The 16,158-nt window shown below is 55.9% G+C and carries 16 protein-coding genes; 12 read left to right on the top strand and 4 right to left on the bottom strand.

The features are described 5' to 3' along the window. The 5 genes from AB1772_11670 to AB1772_11690 form a co-directional block, all read left to right on the top strand. The coding region (locus AB1772_11670; protein MEW5797004.1) for a pilus assembly protein TadG-related protein at positions 1-1,068 on the top strand (1,068 nt) is incomplete at its 5' end. 17 nt (positions 1,069-1,085) lie between these two features. Continuing rightward, the gene (locus AB1772_11675) at positions 1,086-2,243 is read left to right on the top strand and encodes an AAA family ATPase (protein MEW5797005.1); all 1,158 of its coding nucleotides are present in this window, start codon (positions 1,086-1,088) and stop codon (positions 2,241-2,243) included. 2 nt (positions 2,244-2,245) lie between these two features. Beyond that, positions 2,246-3,601: a CpaF family protein gene (locus AB1772_11680; GenBank protein MEW5797006.1), complete on the top strand. Its 1,356-nt coding sequence runs from the start codon at positions 2,246-2,248 to the stop codon at positions 3,599-3,601. Between the two features lie 14 nt (positions 3,602-3,615). Next, positions 3,616-4,587 carry a type II secretion system F family protein gene (locus AB1772_11685; GenBank protein MEW5797007.1) on the top strand — a complete coding sequence of 324 codons (972 nt, stop codon included), beginning with the start codon at positions 3,616-3,618 and terminating at the stop codon, positions 4,585-4,587. A 9-nt stretch (positions 4,588-4,596) separates the two neighbouring features. After that, positions 4,597-5,508 (top strand): type II secretion system F family protein, encoded by a 912-nt coding sequence (locus AB1772_11690; GenBank protein ID MEW5797008.1) that lies wholly within the window; start codon positions 4,597-4,599, stop codon positions 5,506-5,508. A 366-nt stretch (positions 5,509-5,874) separates the two neighbouring features. Here the strand turns inward: AB1772_11690 and AB1772_11695 are convergent, their stop codons facing one another. Further along, positions 5,875-6,357 carry a DUF1579 domain-containing protein gene (locus AB1772_11695; GenBank protein ID MEW5797009.1) on the bottom strand — a complete coding sequence of 161 codons (483 nt, stop codon included), beginning with the start codon at positions 6,355-6,357 and terminating at the stop codon, positions 5,875-5,877. Positions 6,358-7,033: 676 nt separating this feature from the next. Between AB1772_11695 and AB1772_11700 the strand changes: the two genes are divergently transcribed. From AB1772_11700 to AB1772_11710, 3 genes are all read left to right on the top strand, one after another. Then, positions 7,034-8,113: an MBL fold metallo-hydrolase gene (locus AB1772_11700; protein ID MEW5797010.1), complete on the top strand. Its 1,080-nt coding sequence runs from the start codon at positions 7,034-7,036 to the stop codon at positions 8,111-8,113. A gap of 197 nt (positions 8,114-8,310) precedes the next feature. Beyond that, complete coding sequence (locus tag AB1772_11705) at positions 8,311-8,994, top strand: peroxiredoxin (GenBank protein ID MEW5797011.1); 684 nt, start codon at positions 8,311-8,313, stop codon at positions 8,992-8,994. Positions 8,995-9,352: 358 nt separating this feature from the next. Next, complete coding sequence (locus AB1772_11710) at positions 9,353-9,898, top strand: hypothetical protein (protein MEW5797012.1); 546 nt, start codon at positions 9,353-9,355, stop codon at positions 9,896-9,898. Positions 9,899-10,090: 192 nt separating this feature from the next. Here the strand turns inward: AB1772_11710 and AB1772_11715 are convergent, their stop codons facing one another. Genes AB1772_11715 through AB1772_11725 form a run of 3 tightly spaced genes read right to left on the bottom strand, consistent with a single transcriptional unit; the run spans position 10,091 to position 12,386 of the window. After that, entirely contained in the window at positions 10,091-11,320 is a 1,230-nt protein-coding gene (locus AB1772_11715; GenBank protein ID MEW5797013.1) for a DUF6880 family protein, read from the bottom strand. 12 nt (positions 11,321-11,332) lie between these two features. Further along, positions 11,333-11,773 carry a hypothetical protein gene (locus AB1772_11720; GenBank protein MEW5797014.1) on the bottom strand — a complete coding sequence of 147 codons (441 nt, stop codon included), beginning with the start codon at positions 11,771-11,773 and terminating at the stop codon, positions 11,333-11,335. Continuing rightward, positions 11,748-12,386: a nucleotidyltransferase domain-containing protein gene (locus tag AB1772_11725; protein ID MEW5797015.1), complete on the bottom strand. Its 639-nt coding sequence runs from the start codon at positions 12,384-12,386 to the stop codon at positions 11,748-11,750. The genes AB1772_11720 and AB1772_11725 overlap by 26 nt, the downstream gene beginning before the upstream one ends. A 490-nt stretch (positions 12,387-12,876) precedes the next feature. On the opposite strand from AB1772_11725, the gene AB1772_11730 reads away from it, so the two are divergent. The 4 genes from AB1772_11730 (at position 12,877) to AB1772_11745 (ending at position 16,049) form a co-directional block, all read left to right on the top strand. Then, entirely contained in the window at positions 12,877-13,479 is a 603-nt protein-coding gene (locus tag AB1772_11730; protein ID MEW5797016.1) for an RNA polymerase sigma factor, read from the top strand. Continuing rightward, the gene (locus AB1772_11735; protein MEW5797017.1) at positions 13,469-14,245 is read left to right on the top strand and encodes a zf-HC2 domain-containing protein; all 777 of its coding nucleotides are present in this window, start codon (positions 13,469-13,471) and stop codon (positions 14,243-14,245) included. The genes AB1772_11730 and AB1772_11735 overlap by 11 nt, the downstream gene beginning before the upstream one ends. Positions 14,246-14,338: 93 nt before the next feature. Further along, entirely contained in the window at positions 14,339-14,785 is a 447-nt protein-coding gene (locus AB1772_11740) for a hypothetical protein (GenBank protein MEW5797018.1), read from the top strand. 97 nt (positions 14,786-14,882) lie between these two features. Further along, on the top strand, positions 14,883-16,049 hold the full coding sequence (locus AB1772_11745) for a thioredoxin domain-containing protein (GenBank protein ID MEW5797019.1): 1,167 nt from the start codon (positions 14,883-14,885) through the stop codon (positions 16,047-16,049). Positions 16,050-16,158 lie beyond the last annotated feature (109 nt).

Raw genomic sequence — 16,158 nt, forward strand, 5'->3', positions numbered from 1 at the left:
CGGGGCCCCGTCTCCATGGTGGCCCTCTTTGCCTTCGCGGTGCTTGCTATTGATATGTCGCTGATTCAGCTCGCCAAGAACCAGTTACAGAACGCCGCCGACGCCGCCGCGCTGGCCGCCGCGATTGAGTATGGCATCACCTACGGCGACGCCTCCGCCGCGGTCAACGCCGCAATCGACATGGCCGGCAGGAATCGCGCGATTCAGACCACCCAGCAGCCGGTTATCATCACGGAGGATGATGTCAGTTTCCCCGGAGGAAGCCGTGTCCGGGTGCAGACGCATCGCACCGAGGCTACTGCCGATCCGGTGCGTCTCTACTTTATGCGGGTACTCTCGCCGGATCACAGCAACCGGGGAAACGTGCACGCCGTGGCCTCTGCCGAGATAACCCCCGTAGGCAGCACCACCTGCCTTAAGCCGTGGATGTTTCCGGACAAGTGGGACGATGTCGACAATGACAGCATCTGGGATCCCGGTGAATACTACGATCCCGATGTCACCGGCTACCGTGTGCCGAACGATGTCGGCACAGTCATAACACTCAAATATGACGCCGGCGGCTCCACGCCGAAGATGGGCTGGTATCAGCCGATTCGATTCGGACCGGTCAACCGGGGCGGCCCGGACTGTTCCGGCGCCGACTGCTATCGCACCTACATTTATGATTGCGAACCGTATCTGGTAGCGATCGGCGACACCATGGAGTTCGAGATGGGCAATATGGTGGGACCGACACGGCAGGGCTGGAGCGAGCTCCACGCGATGGATCCGGACGCTTACTATAACGCCGCTACCGGCACGATCGAGAATTCGGCTTACAGTGTCAGTCCACGGCTCATAAAAGTTGCCATGTACGATCCTACCGCAGGGGTCATCACCAGCAGCACCGGAGGATCAGAGAAGTATACGGTCGTGACCAAGATCGGCTACCTGTTTATCGAGGCGCCGCCCGAGAGCGGGAGCTCGATGCCGGTTACGGCCCGGTTTATTCGCTACGCCTCGTCGGGCAACCCATGTCCCGAATGCCCGGAAGGCTTCCTATTTACAGCTCGCTTAGTGGAGTAGAATCGCACGAGGAATCGATGTCAGACCTGCTGTCTGTTTTGATCGTCAACGGCGGTGAGGATACCGCCAGCCAGTTTGAAGCGCTGCCTGATGTACAGCTCGCCAGCGCCGAGCTCAGCCCCGATGCCTGGAACGAGGCGTTGCGGCAGCAGACGCTCGATATATTGGTGGTCGAGCTCAACACCAGGTCCGACTTCACGGCCACGCTTAATCGGATCGAGAAGACGCGTGTGGAGTTCCCCGACCTCTCAATATTCGTGACGTCAACAAACAAATCGCCTGAGCTTATCATTGCCGCGATGCGTTCGGGAGTGCAGGAGTTCCTGACCAAGCCGATCAACCAGCACGAATTCAACCAGGCCGTGGAGCGCAGCCGGAAGCGCAAGCATGCCTCCGGCGGTCGCGGCCACACCGGCACGCTCATTTCCGTCTTTTCCAAGACCGGGGGTGTAGGTGTGACCACGCTGGCCGTCAACCTGGGCGTGGCGCTAGCCCAGAGTGCGTCGAAACGAGCCGCGCTGGTTGACCTCAATCTGCAGCATGGCGACGCCGCCAGCCTGCTTAATCTGGAACCCAAGTACAGCATTGTGGACGCCTGTGAATCCGGCGACCAGGTGGACGACGACAAGCTCCAAAGCTGCATGGCGCCGCATCCGTCGGGGCTGTTCATACTCTCGGAACCGCCTCATCCGGCCGCGTCCGAAGAGGTTTCTGCGCAACAGATTCAATCCGTGCTGCAGAAGCTCATGACAGTCTATCCCTACGTAGTAGTTGATTTGCCGCACAATTTCGACCCACGGGTAATGGTCGCACTGGACCTGTCCAGCCTCATCCTTCTCACCACCGTCGCCACTATTCCGGCGCTGCGCGCCTCGCGAAAGGTCCTCTCGCTCTTCCACGAGATGGGCTACTCGCCGGATAAAGTGAAGCTGGTAGTCAATCGAGTCAGCAAGGTGGACCGTATCGAGGCCAAGGAAGTGGCCCGCACGCTCGACTACGAAGCATTCTGGAATCTGCCCAATAACTACATGGCGACCTCAGATGCCCTGAACACCGGCACGCCGCTGGTCGCGCAGAAGCGGCCCAGCAATGTGGCGAAAAGTATCATGGAGATGGCTGAAATCGTTAGCCGTCTGGGCTCCCACAGCCGCCCCTCAACGAGTAAGGAACGGTAAGTATGTTTAAGTTCAGACAGAACTCAACCGTCACGCGAATTCCGGTCAGCAAACACGACGAACCGGCAGCGCCCAAAACCGATGTCCTCCCGCAGCGCCGCGACGTATTCCAGGAATTGAAAGTGCGCTTGCACCGGCGACTGATCGACCGGTTGGAGTTGACCGCCCTGGCCTCGCACGACCGCGGTATGCTGCGCCAGCAGATTCGTGACGCCGCCGAGGTACTTATCAAGGAAGAAGGCGTGTTCCTCAATCCTGAGGCCAAGGAGCGACTGATAAACGAGATTCTGAACGAAACCCTCGGTCTGGGACCGATCGAACAGCACATGTCCGACCCGGAGGTGACCGACATTCTGGTGAACGGTTACGATCAGGTTTATATCGAGCGTTTCGGCAAGCTGGAATTAACCGAGACCAAATTCAAAGACGATAACCACGTCATGCTGATTATCGACCGCATTCTCTCGGCGGTCGGTCGGCGCGTGGACGAATCTTCTCCAATGGTCGATGCCCGGTTGTCCGACGGCTCCCGCGTGAACGCGATCGTACCGCCGGTTTCGCTGGACGGTCCAATGATCTCGATTCGAAGATTCCGGGTCGACGTCCTCAGCATGGACGATCTGCTCTCGAACGATTCGATATCAATGCCCATGGTCCAGTTTCTGCAGGGATGCGTGAAGGCACGGCTGAACGTTTTGATCTCGGGAGGAACCGGCGCGGGCAAGACCACGATGCTCAACATCATGTCGGGGTATATCCCCGACGGCGAGCGTATTGTCACGATTGAAGATTCCGCCGAGCTCAGATTGCAGCAGCCGCACGTAGTCCGCCTCGAAACGCGGCCGCCGAACGTCGAGGGACGCGGCACCGTAACCCAGCGCGACCTGGTTCGAAACGCCCTCCGTATGCGGCCCAACCGAATTATCATTGGCGAGGTGCGCGGGCCGGAGATTTATGACATGCTTCAGGCGATGAACACGGGCCACGACGGCTCGCTGACCACGATTCACGCGAACGGCCCGCGCGACGTCCTGCTTCGTCTCGAAACCCTCATGCTCCTGACCGGTATCGAAATACCGGAGAAAGCCATACGCGAGTTGGTTTCGTCGGCCATTAACATCATCGTCCAGATCAGTCGTTACAGCGACGGCTCCCGCCGGATCTCGAGTATTTCCGAGATCGTCGGCATGGAGCAAGACACCATCTCGATGCAGGAAATCTTCCTGTTCGAAAAGAAGGGCATCGATCCCGAGGGCAGGACGATGGGGATATTCCGCCCCACCGGTATCCGCCCGCGCTACTTGCAGCAGATGCTGGCCTCCGGGGTCGATTTGTCGCCGGAACTCTTCAATCCATAAGGTGAGGGGTCGTCATGCTGCTGACCATAGCCATATTCGTTTTTGCGGCGGTGTTCTGCGCCACGGTCGCGATCTACCTCATCCTGCAGCATCGCTTGAGCTGGCAATCGCGGGCCATCAAGGAACGGCTCCAGAACCTTTCGGAATCGTCGACCCAATCGTCTCAGGCCGCCTCGATTCTGCGCCAGGAAGACAGGCTTTCCAATATCCCGGCGCTGGAAAAGCTGCTTCATAAGTTCTCGCTGGGAAATCACCTTAAGAAGCTCATTGTCCAGGCCGGCGCCCGGACCAACCCCGGGACGGTGGTGCTGGCCATGGGCTCGCTCGGCATGTTGGCTTTTCTCATCGCCCACTTCGTGACTCGCGGGGTTTTCATAAGCGTTGCCACGGCCGTCGGCCCGGCAGTGCTGCCCTATGTGTATCTGCATTATAAACGTGTCAGGCGACTCCGCGATTTCGAAGAGGAACTTCCCGAGGCTCTGGACATGATCGTAAACGGGCTGCGCTCCGGATTCACGTTCGAGCTGGCCCTGAAAATGGTCGCCCAGGAACTGCCGGACCCGCTGGCGTACGAGTTCGCGGTGGTATTCGAGGAGCAAAATCTCGGCGTGCCGTTGCAGGACGCGCTCGCCGGGCTGCGCTACCGCGTGCCGAGCGACGATCTCGACCTGTTAATCATCTCCCTAGTGCTGCACCGCCGCACCGGCGGCAACCTGGCCGAAGTCCTGGAAAAAACCGCCGGCACCATCCGTGACCGTTTCCGCCTGAAACGCGAGGTCCGCACCAAGACCGCCCACGGGCGTTTTTCCGGTTTTGTCCTGGTCATGATGCCGATCGCCATGACCGCTATCCTGATGACGCTCGCCCCGGACTATTTCCTCACGCTGCTTCGTGACAAGGCGGGCCAATTCCTGCTGGCGTCGGCGATCGTTATGCAGATTGTGGGTATTCTCGTAATACGCAAGATCATTGACATCAAATACTAAGGTGATCATATGTTGACCGCGATCATAGTCATGGTGTTCGTCGCCAGCTTCCTCCTGATATTCACGATCGCGTACGTGGTGGCGCTGCGCCGCGACCCGGTAAGGACGCGCCTTGAGCAGCTTGCCGGCAGCGCCGGCGTGGCTGCCGACGGCGGATATGATTTCCGCAAGTCGCTCCTCGGAAAAGGTGTCGATCTCCTGGCCGCAAACGTGCAGGACGTCAATGACACCCGTGCCTGGCTGGCTCGCGCTGGGTATTTCCAGCCAAGTGCCGTCTACAACTTCTATCTCACCACTCTGATGCTGGTGTTGATCGGTCTGTTTGCCGCGATTCATACGGGAATGCAGATACACCTGGCCACACCCAAGATCGCAATGCTCGCACTTGGCGCTGGAGCGCTGGGGGGGCTTCTCCCGCGTATGTTTGTCGCCCGTCGGATTTCCAAACGGCGCGAGGCTATCCGCCAAGCCGTGCCGAACATGCTCGATCTGCTCGTGGTCTGTGTCGAGGCCGGCCTTTCATTTACCGCGGGTATACAGAAGCTGTCCGAGGAAATGCGGATCGGCTGCCTGCCGCTCGCCCAGGAATTGAAGATCGTGACCCAGGAGATCCTGATCGGTAAATCGAAATCCGACGTTTTTCGTTCGCTGGCTAATCGTACGGAAGTTGAAGAACTGCGGGCACTGGCCGTGACTTTGATTCAGGCGGACCGGCTCGGCACGAGCATCGGTACCTCTTTGCGCGTGCTGGCCGACTCGATGCGCTTCAAACGGCGCCAACGCGCGGAAGAAGCGGCCAACAAAGTATCCGTAAAGCTGGTCTTTCCGCTGGTGCTGTTGATCTTCCCGGAACTGCTCATTGTGCTCGTGGGACCGGCCATGATCAGCATATTCAGAACACTACAGGACGTTGCCAAGTAACCTCTTTTAATAAGGAGATTCACAATGAACCTCGACCTCACCACAGTAATCCTGTTTGCGGTTGCCGTATTGCTGGGCATCGCCTACTTCACGAGACGCGCGTCTCGTCTAAAACGCCAACACCGCAAGCTGTAACAGTTCGCGGGCTCGTGGCTTGAATTCTGAGCCCGCCCCCTTAACCGGTGTTTGCCGAACACAAAAAGGCGGCCGTTTTCCGGCCGCCTTTTGATTAGCTGTGTGCCCGGCACAAGGTAGGATCTGTTGCGTGGGGTCCTGCTCCGATCTTGTCTCGCTCCGCGGATCGGGGTCAGATTGAGACCTGACGCCGTTGTGTGCCGCCGGGCGACCCTGCCCGGCGCCGCCGTTCTATCTCACCCGGCGGTACTTACACATCATCATCTCGGTCCACTTGCCGTCCTTACCGAGCACATTTCCGGTCAGCGTGCGCTCGTTGTCGGAGATCAGCGTGTGCACGTCCTTGTACTTCAGCGTGCCGCTGTCACCCATGAAATCCGGTCCCTCGCAGTTGAGCGTCAGCACCTTCTGAGCGGAGTCGAGCTCACCCTCGTACACCCACAGGTAGGTCATCATCGACCCCACCCACGAGCCGACGAACCGGTTGCTGCGCGTGTCGTACCCGGCTGTCAGCATGGTCTTCCCGGTGCCGCCCCCAGGCATCTCTCCCTCGCCGTCAGCGATAATCCAGATATCTCCGGCCGAGCGAACTACCTCTCTGCCGCCGAATTTTACCGGCGCCTCGCCCGGTTTCATACAGGCTTCGATTTCGTATGTCCATCCGCCCACCATTCGGCGCAGCCAGGCATGTTCTTTTTGTGCTTCGACTTTCATGGTTTACTCCTGCGAGTTAGAAGTTTGTCAACGGTAACTCCCGAGATTGCTTCTTTGATGCAACAACACAATCACTTTAGCGAGTGGCCCTGTGCGCTATCCCATGAACCACAACTTCAAATGCCGTCCACTGAATAGAAATACGCGGTATCTGTCACAAGCCGCAGTCGTTCGTGGCGGGCTGACCGAATGACACCGTTCAAAGGAGAGGGGCTGACCGCGGTAGTTTTGGGGCCGCCGGCCCGTCCGCGGAGGGGCGTAACAACTCCGCACAACGGCTCCACAGGTGCTTTGAAAATCACTCATACAGGGGACTTGAACGGGCACCTGTCAGTGAGCCGGCTATGGCGGTAGGTCTGGGTTGGTCATCGACGGGATTTGCAGATCGGGTGGTTCCTTCGGGATCGAGCGCGCACAGTTCAACACCGCGCTTTGTCCCAGACGAATTCTCATGCATCCGCATCCGTATTACGCAATCGGCGCTGCGAAGCGTATATCATGGGCGCTGGTTTGCCGCGACCTCTGTCGATGGGATGGAAACCTCAGCGCGGTTTGGGCTGATTCGTGATCACGATTGATTACTAGTTCGAGGTGTCAGATTACTTTTATGGAACAAGAAACTCAAGTCAGTACTGCGCACGCGAAAGGACTGCCAGAACCGACCCACGAAATCAGCGTGGCCGAACTGCAAACCCGTCTCGGGCACGGCGGGCCGCTCTTCGTTCTCGACATTCGCCCGGCTGGTGAAAGGGCCGAGTGGGCGATTCCCGGAAGTTCCCATCTGGATATCTATCAGGCGCTCAAAAACGGTGACTTGAACGCTGCCGCTGCGGTCGCGCCTCCCCCGAATACCACGGTGGTCGCCGTCTGCGGCGCCGGAAACACGAGTAAGATAGCCGCCGAACAGCTTCGAAAGCGCGGACTTCCCGCGGTGTCGCTGATAGGGGGCATGAAGGCCTGGAGCCTGGCCTGGAACACCGCCGAGATGACTTCATCGGATGCTACGCTCGTACAGATCCGCCGCACCGGAAAGGGCTGCCTCTCTTACATTGTAGCGTCAGGGAATGAGGCGGTCGTTGTCGATGCCGCGCTCGATCCCGCGATCTTTCTGGGAATAGCGCGCACGCGCGGCTGGGCAATACGCCACGTTCTCGACACCCACATCCATGCCGACCACCTCTCCCGCTCGTGCTCACTTGCGGGACAGGCCGGGGCGAGCCTCTGGTTGCCCGAACAGCGGCGAGTTTCGTTCACCTATAGGCCGCTTCATGAAGGAGAAACGCTGGCCTTCGGAAAGAGCACCCTGACTTGCCTCAGCACGCCCGGCCACACGCGAGAGAGTGTGTGCTATGTGATCGACAACAGGTGGCTTCTCACCGGTGACACCCTGTTTCTCGACACCGTGGGACGGCCTGATCTTGAGGCCGACCCCGACGAAAGTCTGGCTCGTGCGATTCTCCTCCATGGGTCGCTCCGCCGTCTTTTCGAGCTAGAACCAGAGCTCATGGTACTGCCCTGCCACACGAGCAGTCCGGTACCGTTCGACCGCACAGTAATCACCGCAATACTCGGCGCGGCCCGCGAGGCCGTTCACCTTGGCTATGACGCGGAAGCATTTGCGCGTGATCTCCTGAGGCGGGTACCGCTTACGCCGCCCAATCACCACGTGATCGTAAAGTACAACGAGGCCGGTGTCCTGCCGAGCGGCGACCTGACCGATCTGGAGGCAGGCGCGAATCGCTGCGCGGTTGTTTGAGAGTCGCCTACCAGCGGTAGTGGGCCACCAACTACGGAATATCGGTACCGGACAGGTCCGCTGAGATCCAAACATAACCTCAAGCTTCTCTGCCAGGCCTGCGTATATCGAGTGTAGACCTGAAGGATCCCAATATCCCGGCAGCCGAACACCCGTCGCTGGTTCGGCGAGCCAGGGCAAATCAGTAGAGGTTAGACATGGCTACTCAAACAGCCACTGCAGCTTTGCAGATAGGAAGCACCGCGCCGGATTTCGAGGCCGACACCACCGAAGGTCGACTCCGTTTTCACGACTGGATCGGCAATTCCTGGGCGGTGCTTTTTTCCCACCCGAAGGATTTCACGCCCGTTTGCACGACCGAGCTCGGCTATATGGCCAAACTGAAACCGGAATTCGACAAACGCAACGTGAAGGTAATCGGCCTTAGTGTCGACACGGTCGGCGATCACCACAGGTGGGCCAACGACATCAGGGAAACCCAGGGGCAGGCGCCGAATTACCCGATGATCGGCGACCCTACCCTGGCGATTTCCAAGCTCTACGGCATGTTGCCGGCCGACGTGGAAGACTCCTGTTTGGGCAGAACGCCGGCGGATAACCAGACCGTGCGCAACGTCTTTGTCATCGGACCGGACAAGAAGATCAAGCTGATGATTGCCTATCCGATGACCACCGGGCGCAATTTCGACGAAATCCTGCGCGTGATCGACTCCCTGCAATTGACCGCCAAACACAAGGTCGCCACACCGGTCAACTGGCGGCAGGGCGAGGATGTCATTATCGCCGGGTCGGTGTCCGACGACGAGGCCCGCGTGGTGTACCCGTCGGGCTGGAAAGCACCGCGGCCGTATCTTCGGATTATCCCGCAGCCGAGGTCCTGAGAGACCGGGTAACGGCAAAACGCACGGGCGGCAATACGCGGTATCCGGAACTTACGGCGCGCCACAGTTGTTGAAGATTCGTCCGACAAGAAAGCAACATCACCGATCTGATTTCGCTACTAAAGTGTAGTCCCATGAAGAGTTGGGGCTTCAGGCCAGACTTAGGACCAACAAGCGATGGTTTTGTGCGGCAACAAGATGCGAGGTTCCCGCCCGACGTTGGCCGTCGGCAGCATGGACTTTATGGGTCCAGGAAATCTATTCTATCGCCTGCCCCGAAGCCGCTCGTGGCCATTGAAACTGAAAGCGACACAACTGAACTGCAGTTAGCTACCCAAACACATAAGGAGATGCTCGCATGATTAAGAAAATGCTGATGGCGGCAGCTTTCATCGCCACAACCTTTGCGGTCGTCCTGGCCAAGGACACGCCGAAGGGCACCCCGGGTGAATCCCCGATGGCGGCCATGAAAGCTGAAATGATGAAGTGTTACGTGTGCAAGAACATTGCCGCGAAGATGGACGAAATCGGCCCGAGGGGTATGGAACCTGTCAAGCTCAACGACGGACTGGCAATTCGCCATTGGGTCAAAAGCGACGACCCGAAACGGCTCGCGGCCTTCCGTGCTGCTGGCAATGCGTGTAGCAAAGCTGGTGAAGAGTGCATGAGTTTCACCGACGAGCGGGCCAAGACCGAGCTGTGCGAGTTCTGCCAGGGTGTCAGGACTGCCGCGAAAGCCGGTGCCCGCATGAGCATGGGCCAGACCCCAAATGGCGACATGATGGTGCTCACATCGGCCGATGCCCCGGTTCAGGCACAGCTTGCGACCCTGCACGAGAAGTGCGCGCTGATGGCGTCGTCGATGGAGATGCCGGGTGCTAAGACCTCGGCCTCGAAAGAATAGCCGTCACCATGGATCGGACAAAAAGAACCCCCCGTAAGGGGGGTTTTTGCTTGGAGCTCCCGGGAACGCCGCAGCCCCGAGGCTCGGGGCAACATATTGGTGGAGGTGGGGGGAATCGAACCCCCGACTCGCATTGTGGCACAATGACTTACACCGTATTGTGGCCATTTTGTGACCCTGTTTCTTACCTGTCTATTGGTCGTAGCGCGCCCAGAAACTGCGCTTCAGTTTGTGTTCGATCAGTAGGTTCAACTTGTAGTCTTCGTGGTTCACGAACTCGCCCCAGTCGCCCACGCGCGGTGCCAGATCATCAAGTTTACGCAGGTAACGAACTCCGTACGTGTAGTACTTAGATTTGGCGCGTCTGAGAATCGATTCAAGCAAAGCGCGATACAGGATGCTGGCCATGAGAAATTTCTCATGCTTCTCGAATGTCTTCGCCCACGGAAGTAACTGGTAGTAGTAATCCCCGTTGAGTTGATCGGTGCGTTCTGTAAGATATCGCTCGGCCTCGGCGAAGCGTTCCAATTCAAACAGGAACAAGGCGTCGACATAATCCAACGTCGGAGATTTCAGGATAATTTCGATCTCGCTGTCGACTATGCGTTCGTGTTGAGACTCGCCAATAACATTCAGAAGTAACGACAACCTTGTCTTGCTCCTTGATCGTCGGAATATTCTCCATGCAACCTCTTCTGCTCTCGCTTTGTCTCCAAGCTCCGTGAGCACTTTCAGGAGCAGTTGCTCTCGCTCATCAAGCTGAAACGTCTCGTCGGGAGGGACCTTGTTCAACCACTGAAGAGCGACAAGCGGGTAGCCACATTCTAAGTACACTTCCGCGATGTCACGGTGCGCGGCTGTCGACAGTTGCGGTCTCCGGGCGCGGCACGCCTTCTCGAATAACGGCGGATCCTTCAACTGCCTCGCGATGTCTTCAATAGCGCCATACCAGTGATACCTTTGATACTCGTTCGGCTCTCGGTCACCCAGGGACCAGAATTCGTCAACCATGCGGCGAAGATACGATTCCGGCAGGAAGTTGGCAGAGTTGGCAATAATAGAATCGTGTACACCGTTTTCATCATCAGCATACAGCTTCAGAACGACGTTGTATAGCCACTCTTTGTCTTCACATTGAGACGCATGGCGAATAAAGCTGTCACAGGCGAATATGCGGTACACATCACCGATTGAGCCGTTGGAATCGTCGGCGCGTCCGAGCACGGCGTTATCCGTCTGCATAAATGCTGTCACCAGTTCAACGCCCTGGCGTGGGCTTTCGGCTATACTGTCAATCTCGTCCAGCAGGTTCTCGAGTTCTCGGGCATATGGCCCTGACTCGTGGTAATCGATAAACCTTCGTCCGCGTTTCAGCCCGGCTAGTCTTGACTTGATCGATCTTACAGCATCCTTGTTAGACACGGCTAATCACTCTCATATCAGTTCTGGGTGCTCCTCCCGCAGCCAGGCAAACAACCCCTCTCGCAATTCTTCTGCCAAGCTTCTTGCCTCTGCGACTTCCGATTCCGTATTGGTCCCGGCCGCGTCATAGCTGACTATGGCTCTCTTTCTACTGATGGCTTCAAGCGACGCTACTACATCGGACTGTGGTTTAATTGTGAACCGCAGAGACTGAATAGTCCGATAATGCTGGCCAGCCCCACCGGGTATCCGGTAGCCACTCGCCCGCAAAGCGATAGTCGCGCAACCCAGACACCCATTGTAGGCGATCGCTAACCGCCAGTCGAGCGTGATCTCCTCTTTGCCTGCCTCGGTAATGTCCCGGTCAACCTTGGCAAGGAGATCAGTTACTTCCTTCCGGCTCGTCGCATGCTGTTTCAACCAGCTGCTACTGAGCCAATCTTGCAAGGTCATTTTCGTTTCCCATCACGAATAACTTGTCGGAGTTCAATACGTTCAAAAGAAAGTGATTCTCGTCCTGGACCTTCTTTTGAAATTCACTTTCTGAATACAGCGTCGGGTTGATCGGGCGCTGCATCTGTTCTTCCACCGGCTTCAGGATAGCGACCAACTCGCGAAATGACAAGCTGCCAACCACCATAAGATCAATGTCGCTTGAACTCGTGTCCTTACCGCTGGCAACTGAGCCGTAAATCCAGGCCACGTCAATCTTCGCTTCGGCTTCAGTTCGCATGACGTCACGGAGAACATCCGCAATGCCAAATGTCTTTTCGGCAATTGACTTGAGTTCATCGAAAACAGGACTCTCTGGATTTGCGCGGTAAAATTTCTGCATGCCGATCTGCTCGACCGAGAGGATCCCGGCCGCTGTCAGTGACTTCAACTCGCGGTGGAGGGAGCCAGGCGTATCGCCCAGCAATCTGACAGCTTCGCGGAAATAGTACTGTTTTTCAGGATTGAGTAAGAACAGCGCGAGTGCTTTCCGGCGTATCTTGGGAAACAGGACTTCCCCTATTCCGGAACCTACCCCGATCGACGAGTCGCTTTTCGGTTTTTGCGCGCACATACCATCATAGCCGATTCTATTATTGATACAACTGATACTATTATCGGAACAAGTGAATCTTTTTTGAGATCGATTGTCAAGCAGAATCCGAATATGGTCCTACAATGGGCGCGCCTGAAAACTGTGACCAAATCGTGTCCACAAGCGCCGTAGGTTATTGCATGATATTCGGTGATATAATCAAGGGGTGGGGGGTATAAGCAAATGATCCGCCCCTGTTCGTCGCTGTAAGCCATTGATTTGCAATGAATTATAACAAATGGAGGTGGGGGGAATCGAACCCCCGACTCGCGTTGTGGGACAAGGACTTACGAGCCATTGTGACCAAATTGTGACGCTTTTTGCCCGTTACACATCTTACTGACTGATCTATTTCACCGGAAATGGCGTTTACTCTGTATGAATCTGCTGATCATCTGACATTTAGTATTCAGAGGCTGCGGTGGTCGTCTGAAGTGCGTAATTCTATCTTGTAGTCCATTTCAAGCAAGTGAAACACGATCGTCATCGGGTAGAGGGCTTTGTTGCCCGTATCGAGCTGATTCGTCGTCCAATCATCAGCTACTGCCGACACTTGCTCTGGAATGAGCAGGAACTGGAAGACACAATTCAGACGGTGCTGAGCACAGCCTACATGAAGTATGACACTTTCGACGCTGAGGGGGACTTCCGGTCCTGGGTCTTCACCATATGCACAAACGTGGTTCTGAACGTCAATCGCAGATCAGCAAAGGAGCAGCAGCGGTTCGTTTGCGCCGATGAACGAATCAATGACGTTGTGGCTGAACTGCAGAAAGAATACGCCTATGACGAACTCCTGCGCGATCCAGAAAAGATTTTCGCCCATGTTGGTGACGAGCTTCGCGCCGCCCTCCTTTCACTGTCGACGAGCGAAAGGACAGTCTTTCTGCTCAAAACGATCGGTGAATTAACGTGTAAAGAGATAGCCGAATCACTCAAGATGCCCATCGGGACAGTCATGGCTTATCTGTCACGGTCTCGCGGGAAGTTGAGAGTGCATTTGACCGAATATGCCAAACAGTACGGATTCCTGAGTAACGAAGTACGGGAAGCAACTACCGATGGACTGTAAGCAGGTCAGAAACTACCTGGCTATGTATTTGGACTCCGAACTGGGGCCCGAAACCACGTTTGAGATCTCTCAGCATCTGGAATCATGCGAGGCGTGTCAGAAGTTGGCTGATCGCGAGACCCAACTGGAGACCAAGATTAAGGGCATTCTAACCACTCCTCACGATAATGATGACTTGATCTGGACGCGAGCAGTCACTAAGGCGGTCAGCCGATCTCGAACCGGTCTGCTGGGTCGACCAGTTTGGGCCATAGCCGCCGTGTTGATAGGTGTACTGGGTGTTTCATACTTCCTTCTGCCATGGGCGGGTCACCGAGAACTTGATCTGGCCGCGGCTGTATCGTCCGAACATGTGGAGTTTCTTGCGAAGAGTGAACGCACGTATGCGATCTCGGGAGATGAAGTGGCGATTGAGTCCTACTTCAAAGGTCACCTGACTCCCCAATTCAGTGTTCGGGGGCTTGACAACAGCGACCGGAAATTACAGGGTGGTAACCTATGCAACGTGAGCGGGGCGGCAACGGCGCATCTGTTGTTCTCCGTGCACCACGAACCAGTTTCAGTGTTTTGGTTTGAGCGGGAGTCCCTGACCAATTTTCCGGATGTTAAGTCACGAATGGTTTCCGAAGGACAGTCGTTTCATTGTAAAGTCGACGGGAAACAATTTTATGTATATGTGACCGATGACGCCATGGTTTGCGCGGTCGGTTCAGTGACTCCGGCGGAGATTCAGTCGGTTGTGGATGAACTCGTGATGGCCCAATAGGAATCTTCATCGTGTCCAAAGCCCATATCCCAACCAAAAAGAATAATCGAGAACAACAATTGGAACTAACGCTCCAAACAGGAAGGTGCCAAAATGAGAATTCATACACTCACTGGACTATTCCTTGTGGTCGCACTCACGACTGCAGGACTTTTCGCCCAGCAGAAACAGGATGAATCGAAAAACGCGACTCCCACTATCACCAAGCCGGAACATGTGGATATCTCCGGCACGCTCGTGTGTCTCGGATGTTCCCTCAAGAAATCCGAGGGCGCGCGCTCCGCTTGCAGCGTGTATGGTCACGAGCACGCCTTAAAGACAGATGCCGGTCAGTACGTCAACTTCCTTGAAAACCAATATTCGGCCGATCTGATCAAGGGTGACAAATACGCCAACAAGAAACTCAGTATCCACGGCATCCTCCACTCCAGTGCAAACCTGGTGGATGTAGAGTCATTCACGGTGGACGGTAGCATGGTCACTTGGTGTGACGGCCATAAGGCGATGGATCTGTGCGGTTCGGCTGCTTCGAAGAAATGAAACAGACTGTTTTTTGTATTTTGACCAAGGCGGTTCCTTTGCGAACCGCCTCGAGTCCTCATTTCAATTCCCTACCGGCCTATACATCTGGATGAGTGTGAAGAAACGAAAAACCATATCTGCCCCCTATCCGATTATTATCGGAATCAGCATTGCTCTCTCTGTCTTCACGTGCGCCTGTGCTACCGACAAGCAGGAATCACATGACGCTAGGACGGGTCAAGAGCCTAAGCACACCAATGCGCTGCGGTTCGAAACTTCTCCGTATCTTCTCCAACACGCGCACAACCCCGTCAACTGGTATTCCTGGGGTGACGAGGCTCTTAAGAAGGCAAAGGCGGAGAACAAGCCGATATTCTTGTCGATCGGTTATGCGTCCTGCCACTGGTGCCATGTGATGGAACGTGAATCGTTCGAGAATGAGGATATCGCCGAGCTTCTCAACCGATACTTTATCTGCATAAAGGTAGATCGGGAGGAACGCCCGGATATCGATCACATCTATATGTCAGTGACGACTCTCATGACTGGTCATGGCGGTTGGCCAATGACAGTGTTCCTGACCCCCGATTTGAAGCCGTTCTACGCCGGCACCTATTTCCCGCCCGATGACCGCAACGGGCAACCCGGACTCCGGCGTTTGATCACAGAATTGGCTCGGATTTATCGTGACGAGCCGGCGCGAATCAAGACGGTGTCGGGCGAAGTGTTTCGACAACTGCAAGCCAACATGGTGAATTCGACTTCGAGCAGAGCTCCCGATACAGCCTTTATTATTGAAGGGGCAAATCAACTCCTTCAGAGAATCGACCCTATGCACTCAGGATTTGGTACTGGTCATGAATTTCCTCAGGCAACGCAGTTGGGTTTCTTGTTGCGCCGATTCCATTCAACCGGCGATAGCACATATCTGTGGCCGGTTGTTCGTACTCTGGAGGTCATGCAACGCGGTGGAATATTCGATCAGGTTGGCGGCGGATTCCATCGTTACACTGTAGATCGGCAATGGATGATCCCACACTTCGAAAAGATGCTGTATGACAACGCTCTGTTGACCTTGCTCTATGTTGAGGCATATCAGCTCACAAAGAACCCGTCATATCGTGAAACGGTCAGGCGAACACTGGACTTTCTGCTTCGAGAGATGCAAGGAGCGAATGGTGAGTTCTTCTCAGCTATCGATGCAGATAGTGAAGGTGAAGAGGGCAAATTTTATGTCTGGGCATCACCGGAAATTGATAGGATACTAGAAGCCATTTCATAACCTCTTCAGCGTGATGAGCAGGCAAGCGACATGAAAAAACGCCTCATAAACCACAATATCACGGTCCCAGCGGACCACCAAGCGACGATTATTTCCCAGCCAGGCAAAA

It is taken from the genome of Candidatus Zixiibacteriota bacterium (genome assembly GCA_040752815.1).
Classification (GTDB): domain Bacteria; phylum Zixibacteria; class MSB-5A5; order GN15; family FEB-12; genus JAGGTI01.